15 protein-coding genes are annotated in these 18,920 nt (G+C 62.0%); 11 read left to right on the top strand and 4 right to left on the bottom strand.

What is annotated here, in order from left to right:
• Nucleotides 1–2 precede the first annotated feature (2 nt).
• From FAA86_RS05685 to FAA86_RS05665, 5 genes are all read left to right on the top strand, one after another.
• The gene (locus FAA86_RS05685) at nt 3–1,040 is read left to right on the top strand and encodes a GGDEF domain-containing protein (protein ID WP_246035009.1); all 1,038 of its coding nucleotides are present in this window, start codon (nt 3–5) and stop codon (nt 1,038–1,040) included.
• A 60-nt stretch (nt 1,041–1,100) separates the two neighbouring features.
• On the top strand, nt 1,101–2,990 hold the full coding sequence (locus FAA86_RS05680; RefSeq protein WP_136538827.1) for an ABC-F family ATP-binding cassette domain-containing protein: 1,890 nt from the start codon (nt 1,101–1,103) through the stop codon (nt 2,988–2,990).
• A 68-nt stretch (nt 2,991–3,058) separates the two neighbouring features.
• A complete protein-coding gene (locus FAA86_RS05675; RefSeq protein ID WP_136538825.1) occupies nt 3,059–3,304 on the top strand; it encodes a type II toxin-antitoxin system VapB family antitoxin in 246 nt (81 codons plus the stop codon).
• Nucleotides 3,304–3,696 (top strand): type II toxin-antitoxin system VapC family toxin, encoded by a 393-nt coding sequence (locus FAA86_RS05670; RefSeq protein ID WP_136538823.1) that lies wholly within the window; start codon nt 3,304–3,306, stop codon nt 3,694–3,696. The genes FAA86_RS05675 and FAA86_RS05670 overlap by 1 nt, the downstream gene beginning before the upstream one ends.
• Before the next feature lie 32 nt (nt 3,697–3,728).
• Nucleotides 3,729–5,792 carry a prolyl oligopeptidase family serine peptidase gene (locus tag FAA86_RS05665; RefSeq protein ID WP_136538821.1) on the top strand — a complete coding sequence of 688 codons (2,064 nt, stop codon included), beginning with the start codon at nt 3,729–3,731 and terminating at the stop codon, nt 5,790–5,792.
• A 38-nt stretch (nt 5,793–5,830) separates the two neighbouring features.
• Here the strand turns inward: FAA86_RS05665 and FAA86_RS05660 are convergent, their stop codons facing one another.
• Together FAA86_RS05660 and FAA86_RS05655 are read right to left on the bottom strand one after the other, a co-directional pair.
• Nucleotides 5,831–6,280 carry a DNA polymerase III subunit chi gene (locus tag FAA86_RS05660; RefSeq protein ID WP_136538819.1) on the bottom strand — a complete coding sequence of 150 codons (450 nt, stop codon included), beginning with the start codon at nt 6,278–6,280 and terminating at the stop codon, nt 5,831–5,833.
• A 20-nt stretch (nt 6,281–6,300) separates the two neighbouring features.
• Nucleotides 6,301–7,797, bottom strand: coding sequence for a leucyl aminopeptidase (locus FAA86_RS05655; RefSeq protein WP_136538817.1), 1,497 nt, complete (start codon nt 7,795–7,797; stop codon nt 6,301–6,303).
• Between the two features lie 268 nt (nt 7,798–8,065).
• Between FAA86_RS05655 and FAA86_RS05650 the strand changes: the two genes are divergently transcribed.
• From FAA86_RS05650 to rsmA, 6 genes are all read left to right on the top strand, one after another.
• A complete protein-coding gene (locus FAA86_RS05650; RefSeq protein WP_136539037.1) occupies nt 8,066–9,232 on the top strand; it encodes an LptF/LptG family permease in 1,167 nt (388 codons plus the stop codon).
• The gene (lptG, locus tag FAA86_RS05645; RefSeq protein ID WP_113459286.1) at nt 9,229–10,311 is read left to right on the top strand and encodes an LPS export ABC transporter permease LptG; all 1,083 of its coding nucleotides are present in this window, start codon (nt 9,229–9,231) and stop codon (nt 10,309–10,311) included. The genes FAA86_RS05650 and lptG overlap by 4 nt, the downstream gene beginning before the upstream one ends.
• Nucleotides 10,311–12,644, top strand: coding sequence for an LPS-assembly protein LptD (locus FAA86_RS05640; protein WP_136538815.1), 2,334 nt, complete (start codon nt 10,311–10,313; stop codon nt 12,642–12,644). The genes lptG and FAA86_RS05640 overlap by 1 nt, the downstream gene beginning before the upstream one ends.
• A 132-nt stretch (nt 12,645–12,776) precedes the next feature.
• The gene (locus FAA86_RS05635) at nt 12,777–13,721 is read left to right on the top strand and encodes a SurA N-terminal domain-containing protein (RefSeq protein WP_113459284.1); all 945 of its coding nucleotides are present in this window, start codon (nt 12,777–12,779) and stop codon (nt 13,719–13,721) included.
• A gap of 18 nt (nt 13,722–13,739) precedes the next feature.
• Nucleotides 13,740–14,762, top strand: a complete 1,023-nt coding sequence (gene pdxA, locus FAA86_RS05630; RefSeq protein WP_136538813.1) for a 4-hydroxythreonine-4-phosphate dehydrogenase PdxA — start codon at nt 13,740–13,742, stop codon at nt 14,760–14,762.
• On the top strand, nt 14,762–15,589 hold the full coding sequence (rsmA, locus tag FAA86_RS05625; RefSeq protein ID WP_136538811.1) for a 16S rRNA (adenine(1518)-N(6)/adenine(1519)-N(6))-dimethyltransferase RsmA: 828 nt from the start codon (nt 14,762–14,764) through the stop codon (nt 15,587–15,589). The genes pdxA and rsmA overlap by 1 nt, the downstream gene beginning before the upstream one ends.
• A gap of 15 nt (nt 15,590–15,604) precedes the next feature.
• On the opposite strand, the gene FAA86_RS05620 is transcribed toward rsmA, so the two are convergent.
• Nucleotides 15,605–17,773, bottom strand: coding sequence for a methyl-accepting chemotaxis protein (locus FAA86_RS05620; protein WP_167494902.1), 2,169 nt, complete (start codon nt 17,771–17,773; stop codon nt 15,605–15,607).
• 157 nt (nt 17,774–17,930) lie between these two features.
• On the bottom strand, nt 17,931–18,848 hold the full coding sequence (locus FAA86_RS05615; RefSeq protein ID WP_136538807.1) for a LysR family transcriptional regulator: 918 nt from the start codon (nt 18,846–18,848) through the stop codon (nt 17,931–17,933).
• Between the last annotated feature and the right edge of the window lie 72 nt (nt 18,849–18,920).

The following is an 18,920-nucleotide window of genomic DNA, read 5'->3' as shown; positions in this document are numbered from 1 at the left end:
GCATGCAAAACACACATCAGACGGGAGCGGGTGACGACCTTCAGAAGATCTCGGTCTTCATGCTGAAGCATCAGATCGCGGGTCTGCCGCGAAACTTCGAGCTGGTGCACGAGGCCATGACCGGCGGCAGTCCCGATCTCGCCCGGGACCTTTCTGGACTTGGCGCGCGCCCCACGCAGTCCGCGCTCGACCAGCTCGGACTCAAGTATCGCCTCCCCGGTCATTGCGGGATGACGGCGACGCATCTCCAGGCGGAGACCGTCAAGACGCTGTCGAGGGTCAGCGACCAGCTTTCCCTCGGGCTCAGCCAGAAGCGTGCTTTCACCAATTCCGTCGAAGCCGTCATCCGCTCCATTCGCGACGACATGACCATCGGCGTCGACCAGTTGCTGGGTGAGCTCGAAATGCTCGCCTCGGTCGGGAGCGCCATGGTGCGCTCGGAGACCGAACTCACCACGACCGTGAAGGAGGGCCTGGAGGATCTCGAACGTGCGGACCGCGCCCTTCGTGCCGCCCAGGCGATGATGACCAAGGATCGGCTGACCGGGCTCCCCAACCGCATCAGTCTCTTCCAGACGCTCGAAGACCTGCATGCCGAAGCGTCGCCCGCGCATCCAGCAGCCCTCGTCCTCATCGAGATTATCGATCTGCCCGGTCTGCAGCACCAGTATGGTGACGAAGCCGTCAGCAAGCTCGTGAAAGGGCTCGCCGGGATCTTCCGCAAGGCAATCAAGAAGAATGATGTGATTGCCCGGATCGAGGCGGATACCTTCGCCTTCGTCTTCGAAGGCATCAATGCCGACGAAGCGCATATCATCGCCGAACGGCTGTTCACGACGGCAGAAAACAATCTCGTCTTTGCTTCAGAGACATCCCATGAGGTCGGCGGCCTGCCGCTCGCCATCGGTCATGCCATGGCGCATGAGGCGGCAGATCCCACCGCATGGCTCGCGATCGCCAAGACGGCAACCATCCTCGCCCGACAGAATCCGCGCCAGCCGATCATCGGCTACAAGCCCGGACCGCGACAGGTCGCCTAAGCGCTTCCCCTCCGGCCGGCCGCTTGCCTTTGGTCGTGACATCGGCCAAAAGCCAGTGCCATGATCACGATCACCGACATCTCCGCCCGCGTCGCCGGACGCCTGCTCATCGACCATGCCAGCGTCTCGCTGCCGGCCGGCACCAAGGCCGGCCTCGTCGGCAAGAACGGGGCGGGCAAGTCCACCCTGTTTCGCATCATCACCGGCGATCTCGGATCCGAAAGCGGCTCGGTCTCGATCCCGAAGAATGCGCGCATCGGCCAGGTCGCACAGGAGGCGCCGGGAACGGAAGACTCGCTGATCTCGATCGTGCTTGCCGCCGACAAGGAGCGGGCAGCCCTGCTTGCGGAAGCAGAGACGGCGACCGATCCCCATCGCATCGCTGAAATCCAGACGCGGCTTGCCGACATCGGAGCGCATTCGGCGGAAGCGCGCGCGGCGACGATCCTGTCTGGTCTCGGTTTCGACCACGAGGCGCAGCTGCGCCCTGCCTCGTCCTTTTCCGGCGGCTGGCGCATGCGCGTGGCGCTGGCTTCGGTGCTGTTTGCCGAGCCGGACCTGCTGCTGCTCGACGAGCCGACCAACTATCTCGATCTCGAAGGCACGCTGTGGCTGGAAGACTATGTGCGCCGCTATCCGCACACGGTCATCATCATCAGCCATGACCGCGACCTTCTGAACACCGCGGTCAATTCGATCATTCACCTCGACCAGAAGAAGCTGACCTTCTATCGCGGCGGCTATGACAGTTTCGAGCGCCAGAAGGCCGAAAACGACGAATTGCAGATGAAGGCGAAGGCGAAAAACGACGCCGCCCGCAAGCATCTGCAGAGCTTCATCGACCGCTTCCGCGCCAAGGCGACCAAGGCCAAGCAGGCGCAAAGCCGCATCAAGGCGCTGGAGCGCATGGGAACGGTGGCCGCCGTCATCGAGGACCACGTCCACCCGATCACCTTCCCCAAGCCGGAGAAGCAGCCCGCCTCCCCCATCGTTGCGATTTCCGGCGGCATTGTCGGCTATGAGCCGGGAAAGCCGATCCTGAAGAACCTCAACCTGCGCATCGACAACGACGATCGGGTCGCGCTGCTCGGTTCGAACGGCAATGGCAAGTCCACCTTCGCCAAGTTCATTTCGGGCCGTCTGGAGGCGCAGGGCGGACAACTGAAGACCGCGCCGAGCCTGAAGATCGGCTTCTTCGCCCAGCACCAGCTCGACGACCTGGTCCCCAACGAGAGCCCTGTCGCCCATGTGCGCCGGCTGATGCCGCTGGAGCCGGAAGCCAAGGTGCGCGCCCGGGTCGCGCAGATGGGGCTTGCGACGGAGAAGATGGAAACGGCCGCCAAGGATCTCTCGGGCGGCGAAAAGGCGCGCCTGCTGATGGGCCTTGCCGCCTTCCATGCGCCGAACCTTCTGATTCTCGACGAGCCGACCAACCATCTCGACATCGACAGCCGCAAGGCGCTGATCGAGGCGCTGAACGACTACGAGGGCGCCGTCATCTTGATTTCCCACGATCGCCACCTGATCGAGGCGACTGTCGACCGGCTCTGGCTCGTCAACAACGGCACCGTCACCAGCTTTGACGGCGACATGGAAGAGTACCGCTCGCTCATCATTGCCTCAGGCAAGAAGCCGGCGGAGAAGGACAAGGGCGACAGCGGCGCCGATACCGTCAACAAGGCAGAGCAGCGCAAGGCGGCGGCCGACAAGCGGGCGAGCCTCGCGCCACTCAAGAAAAAGATCAACGAAGTCGAAGCCTTGACGAAGAAGCTGGAGACTTTGATTCAGGCTCTGGACAAGGAGCTCGCCGACCCTGCGCTCTACGAGAAGGCGCCGGCCAAGGCGGCCGAAAAGGCCAAACAGCGCGGCGAAGCGGCGGCCAAGCTTTCCGCCGCGGAAGAGCAGTGGCTGGAGCTTTCCGCCGAATATGAAGAGGGCATGGCCGGCTGAAGGCCGCCTTTCTTGTTGAACCTCTGAATATACACTATCTTGAAAGCGTATATTCACGAGGTGACGCCATGCCGCTCTATGTGCGTGATGAACGAGTGAACCAACTCGCCGAACAGGCGCAGAAGATCTTGAAAGCCCCGACCAAGACGGATGCGATCCGCCAGGCGCTCGAGCGCGTCGTGGAAGCGGACGAGCAGCGCCCCCCGCTCGCCGAGCGCCTGGAGAAGATCAAACAGCGCTACCAAGCCATGGGGAGCGACGATCCCGACTTCGATCAAGAGGCGTTTCTCGACGAGATGTGGGGCGATACCTGATGTTCCTCGATGCCTCGGCTATCATCGAATATTTTCTCGAAGGACCGGAATACGAACGGATCGCTGCCTGCCTGTCCAATTCGGGTACACAATTCTTCGTTTCGCCGACTGTGATCTTTGAAGCGACCACCGTATTGGCTGGCAGGCGCCAGATTGCTGTGGATGAGGCGACGAGCCTCATCGTGGAGTTCCTCACCGAACTCAACGCCGAGGTCATCCCGGCCAACCGCGACACCGCATTCGCTGCGCTCGATGCCTTCTCGCGTTATGGCAAGGGTCGTCACCCCGCTCGCCTCAATTTCGGCGACTGTTTTTCCTATGCAGGAGCCAAGGCATCCGGGGCGCCCCTTCTCTATGTGGGCACAGATTTCAGCCGCACCGACCTCGCCTGATCGCAATTGTAAGACACAACAGGAGTAGCAGCATGGATCTCTTTCTCGAAAAGGATGACGATCCGCGCACCCTGGCCTTTGTCGCTGAGCGAACCCGCCTTTCCGAAGAGAGCCTCGCGACGCCCGAAATGAAGGCCGATGCCGAAGCGCTGCAGGCCATGATGGAGCGCCAGGACAGGCTGATCGTGCCAACACGTCGCGGGAACTGGCTGTTCGACTTCAACCGTTCGCGCGACAACCCGCTCGGGGTTCTGCGTCGGCTGCCCGCAACGCAGACCCCACGTCCCGATGCTCCCTGGGAGACGGTCTTCGATCTCGACGCCTTCTGTGCGCGAGACGGAAAACGCTGGATCTTCGGCGGTTCCGTCACCTGCCCCTTCGAGCCGACGCGGGTCCTGCTGCGCCTGTCCGACGGCGGATCCGACCTCACCCGCTTTCTCGAATTCGATCTGGAAGCAAAACAGGTGGTTGATGGCGGCTTCGATACGCCGGCGGTGCGAGCACAGGCGTCATGGCTCAGCCGTGACGAGATCCTCTACTTTGGCTCCATCGATACCTTCTCAGCCACCCAGTCTGGTTGGCCGAGAGTCGGACGGCGACTGCGGCGCGGCGAGGAGCCGGCAAAAGCGGACATCTTGTTCGAAGCAGCCTCGACCGATGTCACCGGCTACGGCTTCGTCATCGATCCGGCGCTCGGCGGCCACGAGGGCCCGGAGACGCAGCAGTTCCGTGTTTTCATGGAGAACCACGAGATCGGCAAGCTCAGCCTCAACATCGAGAATGGGGATGGCATTCCGCGCCGCCTGCCTTTGCCGCGGGAAATCGGCTTCGACATCAATCACAGTCATATTCTCTGGCTTGCCAAGACAGACGAACAGGTCCCGTCCGGCAGCCTTGTGCTTCAGGCGCTGACACCGTTCGGCGATCAACCGCTGGGGAAGGAGCGGCGCATTCTCGTGGAGCCGGCACCGGGGCGAGCCGTGCATCATTTCTCGCTTTTGCGGAATTTTGCGGTCTACTCGGTGGACGACCGCCTTTCGCCATCGCTTTACGTGCTCGATCTGACCAGAGCCGACGCTGAACCGCAGCGGATCTCCCTGCCGGACGGGATCGAAGCGCTCTACTTCACGCCGCTCTACGCCGACCTGCATCTGGGCGACGATACGCTCTCCGTCATCGGCTCCGGTTTTCTCAAGCCCCCGGCGCGCTACACCCTCTCGCTGTCCGACGAGGCGCGGCGACCCGTGTCTGCGTCGCCCGTTCTCGTGGCAGAAGACACTTCGCCTGCCTTCTTCGATGCCGAGGGCATGACGAGCCTTCTGCTGGAAGCCTCATCCGAAGACGGCACCAAGGTGCCCTACCATCTCGTGCTGCCGAAGACCTGGACGGAGGGCGAATTGCCCGTGCTGATCTACGGGTACGGCGGTTTTGCCGCATCGCTCGCTCCGCATTATTCCGGCACCACGGGTCGCTTCCTCGAACAGGGTGGCGCTTATGTTCAGGCCTATATCCGCGGTGGCTCGGAGCTCGGGCCACAATGGCATACACCGGTGAAGCGACACGGTCGTCACAAGGCCTACGAGGACTTCGTCGCCATCGCCCGCGACCTCGTGAAACGTGGCTATTCGAAACCGTCGCGGATCGCCTGCACGGGCGGCAGCAATGGCGGCTTGCTGACCGGCGTCATGCTGACGCGTTACCCGGACGACTTCGGCGCCGTCTGGTGCCGCGTGCCCGTGCTCGACATGACGCGGTTCCATAAGTTTCCGGCAGGACGGGCGTGGATGGACGAATACGGGAATCCGGACGACGAGGCAGACCGCAACTATCTCCTCAGCTACTCGCCACTCCACCAGATCAAGCCAGCATCGGAGCAGGCCTACCCGCCGGTCTACATCGAAAGCTCGAGCAATGACGACCGGGTTCATCCCTCCCATGCCAGACGCTTTGCGCTCCGGCTGGAAGAAGCAGGGCATACACCCCTGTTCCACGAATACGGATCGGGCGGACATGGCGGCGCCGGCAACTCAGCCGAGATGGCACGGCGCACAGCCATGGGCTACAGCTTCTTGCGCAAGACGATCATGACGCCCTGACACCTCGATCCGACGGACAGCAGGAGGCGCGTCGTGGATCAGGCTTTCTTTTCCCAACGGCCTTCGGGCGTCTGCTGCCAATAGGTCAGGCTATGCCCCTCGCCCTTGAGGCGCTTCCATTGCGCGCGTGCGCCCTCGACCTGCTCGGTGTCATAGCCATCGAAGACGAAGACGATCCGGTCGTAAGCGAGATCTGCAGGCGGCTCGGCACCATCGACGAGGAAACGCACGCTGGCGCTGTTCTGATTGTCCTGCTCGACGGTGAGCAGGACCGGCTGCCGGTCTGGCGAGGCTCCCTCGTCTGTCCCGTGCGGCAGAAAGCTCTCCTCGCGATAGGTCCACAGATGCGCGTCGAGCGCGTCACGCCGCTCCGCGTCGCGGGTCTGGACCGCGACCTTCCAGCCTCGTTCGACGCTCTTTTCCAGGAGCGGCGGGAGCGCGTCCTCAAGCTTGGATTCCGTCAAATGATAGAACAGGACTTCGGCCATCGGGCGCGCCGTCTCCAGACTTACGATTCGTAGTTTGCCCGCACCAGTTCATCCAAGAGACGCACGCCATAGCCAGAGCCCCAGGACTGGTTGATCTCGTCATTCGGCGAACCCATAGCGGTGCCGGCGATGTCGAGATGCGCCCAAGGGGTGTCCTTGACGAAGCGCTTCAGGAACTGGGCCGCGGTGATCGAGCCCGCCTGACGCCCGCCGGTGTTCTTCATGTCGGCGAATTTCGAGTCGATCAGCTTGTCATAGTCCTTGCCGAGCGGCATGCGCCACAGGCGCTCATTGGTTGTCAGGCCGGCTGCGAGCAGTTTCTCCGAGAGGTCGTCGTCGTTGGAGAAAAGCCCGGCATGCAGGCTGCCAAGCGCGACCGTGATGGCGCCGGTCAGCGTCGCCAGATTGATCATGAAAGCCGGCTCGAAGCGGTCGTTGCAATACCAGAGGGCATCGCACAGAACGAGGCGGCCTTCCGCATCGGTGTTGATCACTTCGATCGTCTGGCCGGACATGGAGGTCACGATATCGCCGGGACGCTGGGCGTTGCCGTCGGGCATGTTCTCGACCAGACCGAGGATGCCGATGGCGTTCACTTTGGCCTTTCGAGCGGCAAGAACATGCATGAGCCCGGTCACTGCGGCGGCGCCGCCCATGTCACCCTTCATGTCCTCCATGCCACCAGCCGGCTTGATCGAGATACCGCCGGTATCGAAGACCACGCCCTTGCCGACAAAGGCGATCGGCTTGTCCTTCGATTTTCCACCTTTCCACTGCATGACGACAAGGCGCGGCGGACGCACGGATCCCTGTGCCACGCCGAGCAGCGCGCCCATTCCGAGCTTCTTCATTTCCTTCTCGGTCAGGATCTCCACTTCGACGCCGAGCTTTTCCAGTTCCTTGGCCTTGGCGGCGAATTCGAGCGGACCGAGAACATTGGCCGGTTCATTGACGAGATCACGCGCAAGGGTCACGCCATCTGCAATGGCCTCAGTCTCGGCGAAGGCCTTCTTGGCGGCTGCGGCCTGGGCGGTGACGATCGTCACCTTGACCGTCTTGTCGCCCTTCTCCTCGTCGTCCTCGGCCTTCTTCTTGGTCTTGTAGGTGTCGAACTTGTAGGCGCGCAGCAGCATGCCGAGGGTGAAATCGGCGGCAGCCTTGGGCGAGACCTCCAGGCCAGGGACGTCCATGTAGATGGCAACCTTTTCGGCGCCCTTCAGGGCCGCCGTCGCGACACCGCCGGCCTTCAGCCAATCATGGCCGGTCAAGGCATCGCCCTTGCCGAGACCGATGACGACCATGCGATCGAGCGGCGAACCATGCGGCGCGACGACGTCGAGGGTGGCAAGCGCCTTTCCGGTGAATTTCGCAGCCTTGGCGGCGCGTGCATAAACGCCTGCCGGATCCGCTTCGGACGCTCCAGCCGGCATCTCTGCGCCCGACGTCGTCAACAGGATAGCGAGACCTCCCGTTGCAGAATGGGTCGGAGCGAAGGAGACAGCGAGTTTCAACGACATGAAGGGCACCTTGTTGGCATTTCGGGGAGTTCTTGCTGGATCATGGTCTTTTCGCAAACGATGGCAAGAGTTTGACCGGATATTCCTGCCTCAATCCCCCGATTGCGAGCGCCACCTCGGAGCGTGTCCGATTTATCGCGGTGGGACAAAAAACAGCCTCATCAAGCCGGGGAAAATACCTTCGGGCGGTCGCCAAATCGCCGCAAGCATCGTAGAGAAAGCCCATCCTCGGCGCGACGTCTGCGTGTCGCGCCTGCAAGGGAACCCTATGAAGATACTCGAACAATACATTCTGCGGCGGGTCGTCCTGATGTTCACGACAGCACTGCTTCCGGTGCTAGCGATCATCTGGACCACGCAGGTGTTGCAGCGTATCAACCTCGTCACGGACAGCGGACAATCTGTCGGCTCCTTCATGGTGCTCGCCACCATGATCCTGCCCACCATCGTGGCGACGGTTCTGCCGTTTGCGCTGGTCATCGGCATCACCCATACGCTGACCACGATGAACAACGATTCGGAACTCGCTGTCATCGATGCGGCCGGCGCGCCGAGAGGGATCATTCAGCGTCCGCTCATCTTGCTTGCAGCAGGGCTCAGCCTGTTCTCCTTCGTGATGATGGGCTTCATCGAGCCTGCCATGCGCGTCAATGTCCGGACCATGATCGCCACGGCCTATGCGGATCTCTTGTCCTCCGTGATCGAGGAGAAGACCTTCCGTCAGATCGAGCCGGGGCTTTTCGTGCAGATTTCGGAACGCCAGTCCGGCCGCGCCATGAAGGGCCTGCTGGTTGCCGATTCCCGTGATCCGTCTTCGGAGCTCATCTACTACGCTCGCGAAGGCGCGGTCGACGAGAGTGGCAAGTCGCTGGTCATGCAGGACGGTGAAGTGCAGCGGAAGGCACCGAATGGCGACGTGACGGTCATCCGCTTCGACCGCTATGCCTTTGACCTTTCCGATCTGTCGGAGGAGCGCGGCCAGGCCCGCTTCGGCGCGAAAGACCGCGACCACTTCTACCTGATGGACCCGGATCCGCTGGACGAGCGGTACGTGCGCAAACCAAACGACTTCAGCGCGGAGTTTCACCGACGCGTCAGCGCCTCCTTCTTCCCGCTTGTATTCACCTTCATCAGTCTCATGGTTTGCGGGGACGCCCGGTCCCACCGTGAAGCGCGTCTTCATCCGATGGCGTCCGCGCTGATCATGGCGCTCACGCTTTTCTGGGCCTCGAATTACGTCACGTCGCTTGCGGAATCATCACCCGCCTACAACGTGCTGCAATACGCGATCCCCCTACTGGCGGGCGGAACTGCAGCCTTTATGCTGGCGACTAACCGGCAAGCACGCCTGCCGAAAGCATTTTCGGCGATCGTCGATGCGATGATTGCGATGTCGAGGAAACGCCTTGGTGATGGCACTGGGGGCACGGCATGATCTGGACGCTTGGGCTGTATTTTTTCCGGCGCTACATGATGACCGCCGTCTGGTTTCTGATCGGCGTCGCGTCAATTACCTATCTGATCGACTTCACAGAAACCTCGGGCCGATACGACAGTCTGCCCGGCTATTCGGTACCGGGGGTCCTCTATCTTACGGCGCTCAGATTACCGCTCATCCTTCAGCAGACCGTTCCCTTCATTGGGCTCTTCGTCGGCATGGCGACATTGATCACGCTGAACCGGAAATCGGAACTGGTGGTCGCGCGGGCCGCCGGCATTTCCGTCTGGCAGTTCATGGCGCCATTCATCATCGGGGCTTCGCTCCTCGGCATCGCCACCACCCTTGTCATCAATCCTCTCGCCGCGTGGGGACAGCGCCAGGGGACGGAGATCGAAACGCAATGGCGGGAGACGGCCGGACGGACGAAACCCGCGCCGATCCCGTGGCTGCGCCAATCAAGCGATGGAAATGACGTGGCGCTTGGCGCGCGCGCGGTCCTGGAAGACGGGACGCTGCTGGTGGATGCCGTTCTGCTGCATTTCGATTCCGACGGCCGCATCATTCTGCGTCAGGATGCACGCACAGCGAAATTGAAAGATGGTTACTGGATGCTTACCGACGTGCTGGAGACACGTCCCGGGGAGATCCAGACCCGTCTTGCGGAGGCGCGTGTTGCGACGAACCTCAACGAGGAGTTTGTCCAGCAGAGGCTGGCGAACCCGGAGAGCGTTGCTTTTTATGATCTTTTTCAGAAAATTGAAGTTGCCCGTTCCTTCGGGATCGCGCCCCATGCGCTGGAAACGCAACTTCATTCGCTTCTCTCGCTGCCATTCCTGATGATCGCCATGACGTTGATCGCGGCAACCGTTTCGCTGAAATTCAGCCGTATCAACCAATCGCGCACGGTGATTCTCGGTGGAATATTGTCAGGCTTCGTGCTTTATGTTGTCACAGTGCTCGTCAGAGCATTCGGAAGCAGCGGCGTCATGCCGCCATATGTTGCGGCCTGGGTCCCAGTTGTCGTAGCGATGGCACTGGGGGCAACGATTCTGCTTCACAAGGAGGATGGTTAGTGGCGGTAAAAGACCGCGGGAATATCAGGAGGCTTTCAGTAGCCCTGCTGACCAGTGTCGCTGTGTGCGCTTTGCCGCTCACCGCGCCTCTCGTGCATGCGCAGAGCCTGACCGACTCACCGTCGGCGGCGAGTGAACTCCCTGATGACGCGAAGCTGCTCCTTGCAGCCAATGAACTGGTTTATGACCGTGATGCCGAGCGCGTTGTCGCCAACGGTGCGGTGCAGATCAATTATGCCGGCTACCAGATGGTCGCCCGGCAGGTCGTCTATGATCAGAAGACGGGCCGCGTCACTGCGGCCGGCAATATCGAGCTGGTCGAGCCGACCGGTAACCGCATCTATGCGGACTCGCTCGACGTTACCGACAATTTCTCCGACGGCTTCCTGAGAGCGCTGCGCGTCGAGACCACGGACAACACGCGCCTGGTCGCCGAAAGTGCGGAGCGCGTCGGCGGCAACCAGATGATCCTGCACAAGGGCGTCTACACCGCCTGTTTGCCCTGCGCCGAAAATCCCGGTCGCCCGCCGATCTGGCAGGTCAAGGCGGAGCGCGTCGTTCAGGATGGCAAGAAGCAAACCGTGCGCCTGGAGAAGGCCCGGTTCGAGCTCTTCGGTCACTCGATTGCCACCCTGCCCTTCATCGTGGTGCCGGACAACACCGTGAAGCGAAAGACGGGCTTCCTGTTCCCCGAATTCCGCTCGGGCGAAAATGTCGGCTTCGGCATCTCGGTCCCCTACTACATCGCCATCGCGCCGGATCGCGATGCGACGATCACGACAACAGGCTTCAGCGCTCAGGGCGTGCTTCTGGAAGCAGAGCTGCGGCAGCGGTTCGAGAAGGGGCAGGCGAACCTTCGGCTGGCCGGCATCAGCCAGATGAATACCGACGAATTTACGGCCGGCACGAGCGACGCCGAACGTGATTTCCGTGGTCTCGTCGCCTCGAAGGGCGACTTCAAGATCAATCCGCGCTGGTCCTTCGGCTGGGATGTCATGTTCCAGACCGACAACAACTTCGCCCGTACCTACGGCGTCGAGGGACTGAACAGTTCGACGAACACCAACACGGTCTACCTGACGGGTGTCGGTGAGCGTAACTTCTTCGACATGCGCGGCTATTATTTCGACGTTCAGGACGCAGATCTGGACGACACCGCCGAGAAGAAGCAGGCGACCGTCCTGCCGGTCATCGACTACAGCTACTATGCGCCGGAACTGGTCGCTGGCGGCCAGCTGTCGGGCACGCTGAACTTCACCTCGCTGTCGCGCTTCTCCAGCGAGGCGGCGGACACGAACGGCGATGGGCGCGACGACCTCTATCGTGGCCTCAAGGGCAATATGAACCGTCTGTCGGGCGAGCTCGAGTGGGAGCGGACCTTCGACGGTCCGGGCGGTCTCCAGATCACCCCGCTGCTCGCCGCACGCGGTGACGTCTTCGGTCTCGCGATGGACGATCCGGCGGGTTACACCGGCGGCTACACGTCCAATGACGCACCGGCCCGCGCTCTGTTCACCGCCGGTGTCGAACTGCGCTATCCCTGGCTGATCACGACGGCGAACAGCTCGCACATCATTGAGCCGATCGCGCAGATCTACGCGCGCAACGACGAAGATTTCGCAGGGCAACTGCCGAACGAGGATTCGCAGAGCCTGGTCTTCGACGCGAGCAACCTCTTCTCGCGCAACAAGTTCTCCGGCTTCGACCGCGTTGAGGGCGGAACGCGCGCGAATGTCGGCATGCGCTATACCGGCAGCTTCGACAACGGTATCGGCGTGCGTGCGGTGGTGGGTCAGTCCTATCATCTGGCCGGCCTGAACTCCTATGCAACGGATGACCTGCTGGCGGTAGGCACCGATTCCGGTCTCGAAACCGATGTCTCTGACTTCGTTGCCTCTGCCGGCTTTGAGCTGCCGATCGGTCTGTCGCTGAGCGCTGGCGTCCGCCTCGACGAGAAGACGCTCGACGTGCGCCGGACCGACCTCAACGCCACCTATGCGCAGGATCGTTTCGAAACGAGCCTGACCTTCACCCAGGTCGATGCCCGTCCGGAATACTCGTTCACCAATGACAATCAGACGTTGACGAGCTCGTCGACCGTGAAGGTCAACCAGAACTGGTCGGTGTTCGGCTCGGTCAACTACGACATCGATGCGAATACCTTCAATCGCCGTAGCGTCGGGATTTCCTATGCCGACGAATGCACGGTCTTCTCGATCGCCTATTCGGACAAGTATGACCCGAATGATGAGACGGCGAACGACTGGACGATTGGCGGCAAACTGGTGTTCCGCACCCTTGGCGAGATCAATCTCAGCGACAACTCGTTCTGAGCGATTTCCGCCCCGCTTCGGCGGAGGTCATTGTTTCGCCGCACGGATTGTGCAATCCGTGCGGCAGTTCTAAAATCCCTCAAATAGAGATAGATCTGGACGATCACCTATCTTCCGGAGAAAGGATGACAGATGGCTAATGGGAAAAAGGGCACCAGTCTGCTGCTTGCCGGCGTCATCGCGCTGTCCCTGAGCGTGAGCCCCACTCCAATGGTTGCGCCGGTGCAGGCTGCGACCTCCGTGGTGGCCGTTGTCAACAAGACTGCGATCACCAGTGGCGATGTGGCTCGCCGCGCCGCGTTCCTCAGACTGCAGCGCCGCAGCGGCAATCTTCAGAAGATCGCCAAGGAGGAACTGGTCGAGGAAGCGCTGAAGCGCGAGGAAATCGCGCGCGTCGGCATGTCGGTCAGCACGGCGGATGTTGATGCCTCTTTCGCGCGCTTCGCATCGTCCAACAAGATGACGCTCGCGCAGCTGAATTCCGTGCTTGATCAGGCCGGTGTGGGCGCGGCCCATTTCAAGGCCTTCATCGCCGTATCGATGAGCTGGCCTCGCCTCGTCAACGCGCGCTATGGCGCCGGCTCGCGCGGCCGTTTGTCCAATCAGGACCTGGTCACGCGTCTTCTGGAAAACAAGCAGAAGCCGGTGACGACCGAATACTTCCTGAAGCAGGTCATCTTCGTCGTCCCGGCGTCGAAGAAGGGCATCGTCGGCAAGCGGAAGGCGGAGGCCGAAAAGTCCCGTGCATCCTTCCCCGGCTGCGATCAGGCAATGGAATTCGCCAAGAACTATCTCGACGTCTCGATCCGCAATCTCGGTCGCGTTCTTGAACCGGAAATGCCGCCGGAATGGAAGCCGCTGGTCGAAAAGGCCAAGGGCGGCACCACGGCGACGCGCGTCACGGAGCGCGGCGTCGAATACCTCGCGATCTGCAACCAGCGCCAGGTTTCCGACGACGTTGCGGCTGAGGTGGTGTTCCGCGCCGAAGATATCGGCAAGGAGCAGCAGGGCGAGAACCCGAATTCTGAGAAGTATCTCGAAGAACTGCGCTCCAAGGCTCAGATCGTAATGCAATAAGCGGCGAAAGGCCGATCCATGACCGATGGCGTGCTTCCGCTCGCGCTCACCCAGGGTGATCCGGCCGGCATAGGCCCCGATATCGCCCTGCAGGCCTGGCTCAAACGCCGCGAATACGGTCTGCCGCCTTTTCTCTACCTCGGGGACCCGGCCGTACTGCAAGTGCGTGCACGCCTTCTCGAGTTGGATGTCGCCATCGTCGAGACGGACGCTAACCAGGCGTCCGAGGTATTTGACCGTGCCCTTCCGGTGCTCTCGATCCCGACGGGCACCGATGTGCTCGCCGGCAAACCACATGTCGCGAATGCGCGTGCCACGATCGGGGCCATCGAGACTGCGGTTTCGATGTGTCTTGCCGGTGATGTCAGGGCTGTCGTCACCAATCCGATCGCGAAATCGGTCCTCTACGAGGCAGGTTTCGGTTTCCCCGGCCACACGGAATTCCTTGCCGACCTCGCAGCAAAGGCAACCGGCAACAGCGTGATGCCGGTCATGATGCTGGCCGGCCCCAAGCTGAAGGCCGTGCCCGTCACGATCCATATTCCCCTGAAGGACGTGCCCGGTGCCCTCAGCGAGGCCTTGATCGTCGACACCTGCCGCATCGTCGCGCGGGATCTCACCGCCCGCTTCGGGCTCGCCTCCCCTCGTCTTGCTGTTGCCGGGCTCAACCCGCATGCGGGCGAGAACGGCGCTATCGGACAGGAGGATGACGACATCATTCATCCTGCGATCCGGCATTTGCGCGACGAGGGCATCGATGCCTTTGGCCCGCTTCCGGCGGACACCATGTTCCACGACGACGCCCGCTCCCGCTATGATGTGGCGATCTGCATGTATCACGATCAGGCCCTGATTCCGGCCAAGGCGCTCGGCTTCGACGACAGCGTCAATGTCACGCTCGGCCTGCCCTTCATTCGCACGTCGCCCGACCATGGCACCGCCTTCGGTCTGGCCGGTTCCGGATTTGCCAAGGAGACGAGCCTCGTGGCAGCCCTGCAGATGGCCGCTCGCATGAGCACCACGACGGAGACGGCTCGCTGATGGCCGCGCTCGATGGATTGCCGCCGCTGCGCGATGTCATTGCGCGTCACGGGCTCGATGCCAAGAAGGCGCTTGGGCAGAACTTTCTCCTCGATCTGAACCTCACCCAGAAGGTGGCGCGGACCGCAGGCTCATTGGAAGGCGTTACCGTGATCGAGGTCGGCCCCGGACCGGGTGGCCTGACGCGCGCTATTCTCGCGCTTGGCGCCAAGAAGGTAATCGCCATTGAGCGCGACCCGCGCTGCCTGCCGGCGCTTCGGGAAATCGCCGATCACTATCCCGGTCGCCTGGAGGTGATCGAGGGTGACGCGCTGAAGACAGACTTCGAGAGCCTTGCCCAAGGCGAGCCCGTCAAGATCATCGCGAACCTGCCTTACAATGTTGGAACGCAGCTTCTGGTCAACTGGCTGCTGCCACGCGCCTGGCCGCCGTTCTGGCAGTCGCTTACGCTGATGTTCCAGAAGGAAGTGGGGCAGCGGATCGTGGCGCGCGAGGACGAAAATCACTATGGGCGCCTCGGCGTGCTCTGCGGCTGGCGCACCCAGGCCCATATGGCCTTTGACATTCCGCCCCAGGCCTTCACGCCGCCACCCAAGGTGACCTCCACCGTCGTGCATCTCGAGCCGATCGCAACGCCCCTGCCCTGCGAACCGGACAGGCTGGAGAAAGTCACACATGCGGCCTTCGGGCAGCGGCGCAAGATGCTGCGACAGAGCCTGAAGCCGATCGGCGGGGAAGCGCTTCTCGCGCGAGCCGAAATCGACCCTCAACGCCGAGCGGAAACGCTCAGCGTCGAGGAGTTTTGCCGGATCGCCAACCTGCTGTGATCCCTCTCACCCGCGTCAGGCGGCCTCACGGCCGCGCTGACGGTTCTGGTTGCCGGGCAGCTTGAAAAGGGCGATCTGCGCGTTGAGCCGATCCGCTTCTGCCGCCACACTCGATGTTGCAGCACTTGCTTCCTCGACCATTGCGGCATTCTGCTGGGTCACCTGATCCATCTGGCTCACGGCCTGGCTGATCTCGTTCAGCGCGCCGGACTGCTCCTGTGCCGCCGAGACGATCGCTGCAACGCGCTCGTTGATCTTCATCACGTGCTCTTCGATGCCCTTCAGCGTTTCGCCCGTCTCGTTGACCAGACGCACACCTGCTTCGACCTCCTGGGCCGAGCGATTGATCAGAGACTTGATCTCGCGTGCGGCATTGGCAGAGCGCTGGGCAAGTTCACGAACCTCCTGGGCCACGACGGCGAAGCCCTTGCCGGCCTCGCCCGCACGTGCTGCCTCGACACCCGCATTCAGGGCCAGAAGGTTGGTCTGGAAGGCGATCTCGTCGATGACGCTGATGATCTGGCTGATTTGACCGGACGACTGCTCGATGTGTTGCATGGCCCTGACCGTATCGGCGACCACCGTGCCGGACTTCTGGGCTGTCACCGTTGCCTCGCGGACGAGATGTCCGGCTTCCTGGGCCTGCTGGGTGGAGCTGGCCATCGCTGTGGTGATCTGGCTGATGGATGCGGATGCTTCTTCGAGCGCGGCAGCCTGGCGTTCGGTGCGGCGTGCAAGATCATCCGCGGCAAGCTGCAGTTCCTGCGAACCGCCATGCAGCTGGCCCGTGCTGAGGCGGATGGTCGACATCACGCCGCACAACCGCTCCATCGATCCGTTGAAACTCGTCCGCAGCGGATCGAGCGACGGAGCAAAGGGATCGGACAGCCGGAAGCCGATCTCGCCTGAGGACAAGGCATCAAGACCGCTTGCCAGCTGCTCGACGGCGAAGGCGATCTCTGCAGCGCGCTCGGCACGTTCACGCTCCGCTTCCAGCTCGGCTGCCCGCTTGATGCGTTCGGCCTCTTCCTGCTCTTCGCGCTCCCGCAGCATGCGCGCCTTGGGGAGTTCGACATATTCGGTCACGGCGCGGCCCATCTGACCGATCTCGTCCTTGCTGTCCGACTGGATGACGTCACCTTCGACCTGCCCCTTGGCGAGATCGTTCATCGTCCGCGTCAGACGACGAAGCGGGCGCACCACGGTCATGGACAGCGAAATCGCGAAGAAGCAGGCAAAGGTCAGCACCGTTCCGGTGGTGCCGGCCACGCGCAAAAGGTGCTGGTATTCATCGTCAGCCATCGCCTGCGCCTGGACCACGATGGTCGCGAGTGTCTCGTTCTCCAGCTCTTTCAGACGCTCGATGCGGTGAGCCGAGCGCTCAAGCCATTCGGCGCTGTCGATGGCGCTCAGATCGGCGGAAAGCCCACCCAGCATCATCTGCGCACGAATGGCCTCGACGGCGTCCGCATCCGGCGTGTGCAGAGACTGGCGATAATGCTCCCGCTCTTCATCCGGCAGGAGTTCGAGATATTGACCGATCAGAGAGGTCTGCGAGCCGAACATGCCGATGAAGTCCAGATAGTGATTTTCGTCGAACTTGCCCTGCGAGATGAAGGTATGTCCGAGGTTTTGCTCCTGGCCCGCCACTTCTTTGGCGTTCATCAGCAGACTGTAAGCCATCATCTTGCCGACGACGCCCCTGGCACCTGCTACAAGCGAGAACTCGCGCGACACGTTCATGAGACGGTGGACAAGATCCGTGTAGTAGACGAACGCCTCGGTTGGCGCGATCGAAAGCTGGTCAGTCGCTGCCCGTATCTCCGGAAGCTTGCCTAGAACGACAGCCAATTCCTCTTCGTGGCGCATCAGCGTGGGATCGCCTTCCGCCTTCATGTCTTCAAGCACGTGATCCATCTGGCTCAGAGCCGGTGCTGCCTTTGCCCGCATGCCATCAAGTTCGTTGCGGTGCCCTTTGCCTTTCGATGCGAGAAGCCCGACCGCCTCGGCCCGTTCGCCCTGCAGCGCGTGCACGAGGTCGCCGATCACTCCGAGGTCGGTGCTGACCACGCCAAGGTGGCGCGCGTGCTGATAAGCGGTGAAGGTGGTGTTCACTTCCATATAGGCCAGTCCGGCCATGGCAACGAGCGGAATGGCAAGAGCCACGGCCAGTCGCCAAGTCACTGAAACATCCGTCAATCGCATAGTTGTCCCCAGCAGTCCATTAGCGAAACCAAAGATTTCGCAACCATAGCGTCAGGAGCAGCATGCAATACAATGGTTAAACATTAGTCATACTAGAATTAGGCAAATTGAACGACCCGGCGATTTCTTTCGCCGATCAGCTCGCGGTTCGCTCCAGACTTGGAGTCGAAGTCTCCTCGACCAACCAGCCCGCGAGCAGTTGGACCGCCTCGCTTGCCCTTCCCGGCACGAGCCAATAGCCGCGCTCGGCAACCGTCACGAGTTCACCTGTCATGACGAGCAGATTGGCATCCAGCAGGTGATCGATAATCCCCAGCCAACCCAGGGCAATTCCCTGTCCAGCCATGGCCGCCTGCACGACCAGGGCATAGGTGTTGAAGCGCAGGTCTCCGGGGCTCCCTTGAGGGCTACCGGGCAGTTGTCGCGAAGACAGATAGGTCGGCCAATCGAGCCAGGGTGAGACACTCTCGGCTTCCAGGTGGATCAAGGGGCCCTGCTCGATGGGCGATGCACCGGCGGCCGTGAGCCGGTGAGAGAAAGCAGGTGTGCAGACAGGCACGACCCGCTCGGGCATCAACAATGTAGCGCCCGGACCGAACTCGCTTCGTGCACCGAAGGCCACCGCCAGATCGGCATCTTCGCGCCAGTGCTGGCCGAGGCGCTGGGTTGCGACGATCTGCAGATCTATCTCCGGGTGACTTTGGCGGAAGGCATGCATGCGCGGGATGAGCCAGAGGCTTGAGAATGCGTAGTCCGTGGCCAGCCGCACCGTCGGGCGGCGCCGGGCCGCACGCAGGCTCCGCTGGAGTGCGTCCACCTCCGTTACGGTGCGCTCGGCAATGGCCAGAAGGCGCTGCCCCTCCTCGGTGAAGCGGACCCCGCGGTGCAGCCTTTGCAGGATGGGCAGCCCGAACCGCTGCTCGAGCAAGCGGATCTGGTAACTGACGGCCGGCTGCGACAAGCCCAGCGCGTCGGCAGCGGCCGAGAGAGAGCCCTTCCGTCCGACCTCGACGAGAAGCCGCATCCAGGCCAGATCGATTACCGGATCAGACATAAATCTCACTTATGTGAAACATCAAAAATCTCCCGCTTCACAGGCGCGGCTCTCGCCCGTTCAATAAGCCCA

The sequence above is a fragment of the Rhizobium rosettiformans W3 genome (assembly GCF_004912135.1).
In the GTDB taxonomy this organism is placed as follows: domain Bacteria; phylum Pseudomonadota; class Alphaproteobacteria; order Rhizobiales; family Rhizobiaceae; genus Allorhizobium; species Allorhizobium rosettiformans.
The sequence above is the reverse complement of the archived record's forward strand: the minus strand, read 5'-3'. Positions and strand labels throughout refer to the sequence as shown.

What these genes read in the sequence shown, in the direction of transcription:
- FAA86_RS05685 (WP_246035009.1), top strand. Translation starts at nt 3, where the DNA reads ATGCAAAACACACATCAGACGGGAGCGGGTGACGACCTTCAGAAGATC.
- FAA86_RS05680 (WP_136538827.1), top strand. Translation starts at nt 1,101, where the DNA reads ATGATCACGATCACCGACATCTCCGCCCGCGTCGCCGGACGCCTGCTC.
- FAA86_RS05675 (WP_136538825.1), top strand. Translation starts at nt 3,059, where the DNA reads ATGCCGCTCTATGTGCGTGATGAACGAGTGAACCAACTCGCCGAACAG.
- FAA86_RS05670 (WP_136538823.1), top strand. Translation starts at nt 3,304, where the DNA reads ATGTTCCTCGATGCCTCGGCTATCATCGAATATTTTCTCGAAGGACCG.
- FAA86_RS05665 (WP_136538821.1), top strand. Translation starts at nt 3,729, where the DNA reads ATGGATCTCTTTCTCGAAAAGGATGACGATCCGCGCACCCTGGCCTTT.
- FAA86_RS05660 (WP_136538819.1), bottom strand. Translation starts at nt 6,280, where the DNA reads ATGGCCGAAGTCCTGTTCTATCATTTGACGGAATCCAAGCTTGAGGAC.
- FAA86_RS05655 (WP_136538817.1), bottom strand. Translation starts at nt 7,797, where the DNA reads ATGTCGTTGAAACTCGCTGTCTCCTTCGCTCCGACCCATTCTGCAACG.
- FAA86_RS05650 (WP_136539037.1), top strand. Translation starts at nt 8,066, where the DNA reads ATGAAGATACTCGAACAATACATTCTGCGGCGGGTCGTCCTGATGTTC.
- lptG (WP_113459286.1), top strand. Translation starts at nt 9,229, where the DNA reads ATGATCTGGACGCTTGGGCTGTATTTTTTCCGGCGCTACATGATGACC.
- FAA86_RS05635 (WP_113459284.1), top strand. Translation starts at nt 12,777, where the DNA reads ATGGCTAATGGGAAAAAGGGCACCAGTCTGCTGCTTGCCGGCGTCATC.
- pdxA (WP_136538813.1), top strand. Translation starts at nt 13,740, where the DNA reads ATGACCGATGGCGTGCTTCCGCTCGCGCTCACCCAGGGTGATCCGGCC.
- rsmA (WP_136538811.1), top strand. Translation starts at nt 14,762, where the DNA reads ATGGCCGCGCTCGATGGATTGCCGCCGCTGCGCGATGTCATTGCGCGT.
- FAA86_RS05615 (WP_136538807.1), bottom strand. Translation starts at nt 18,848, where the DNA reads ATGTCTGATCCGGTAATCGATCTGGCCTGGATGCGGCTTCTCGTCGAG.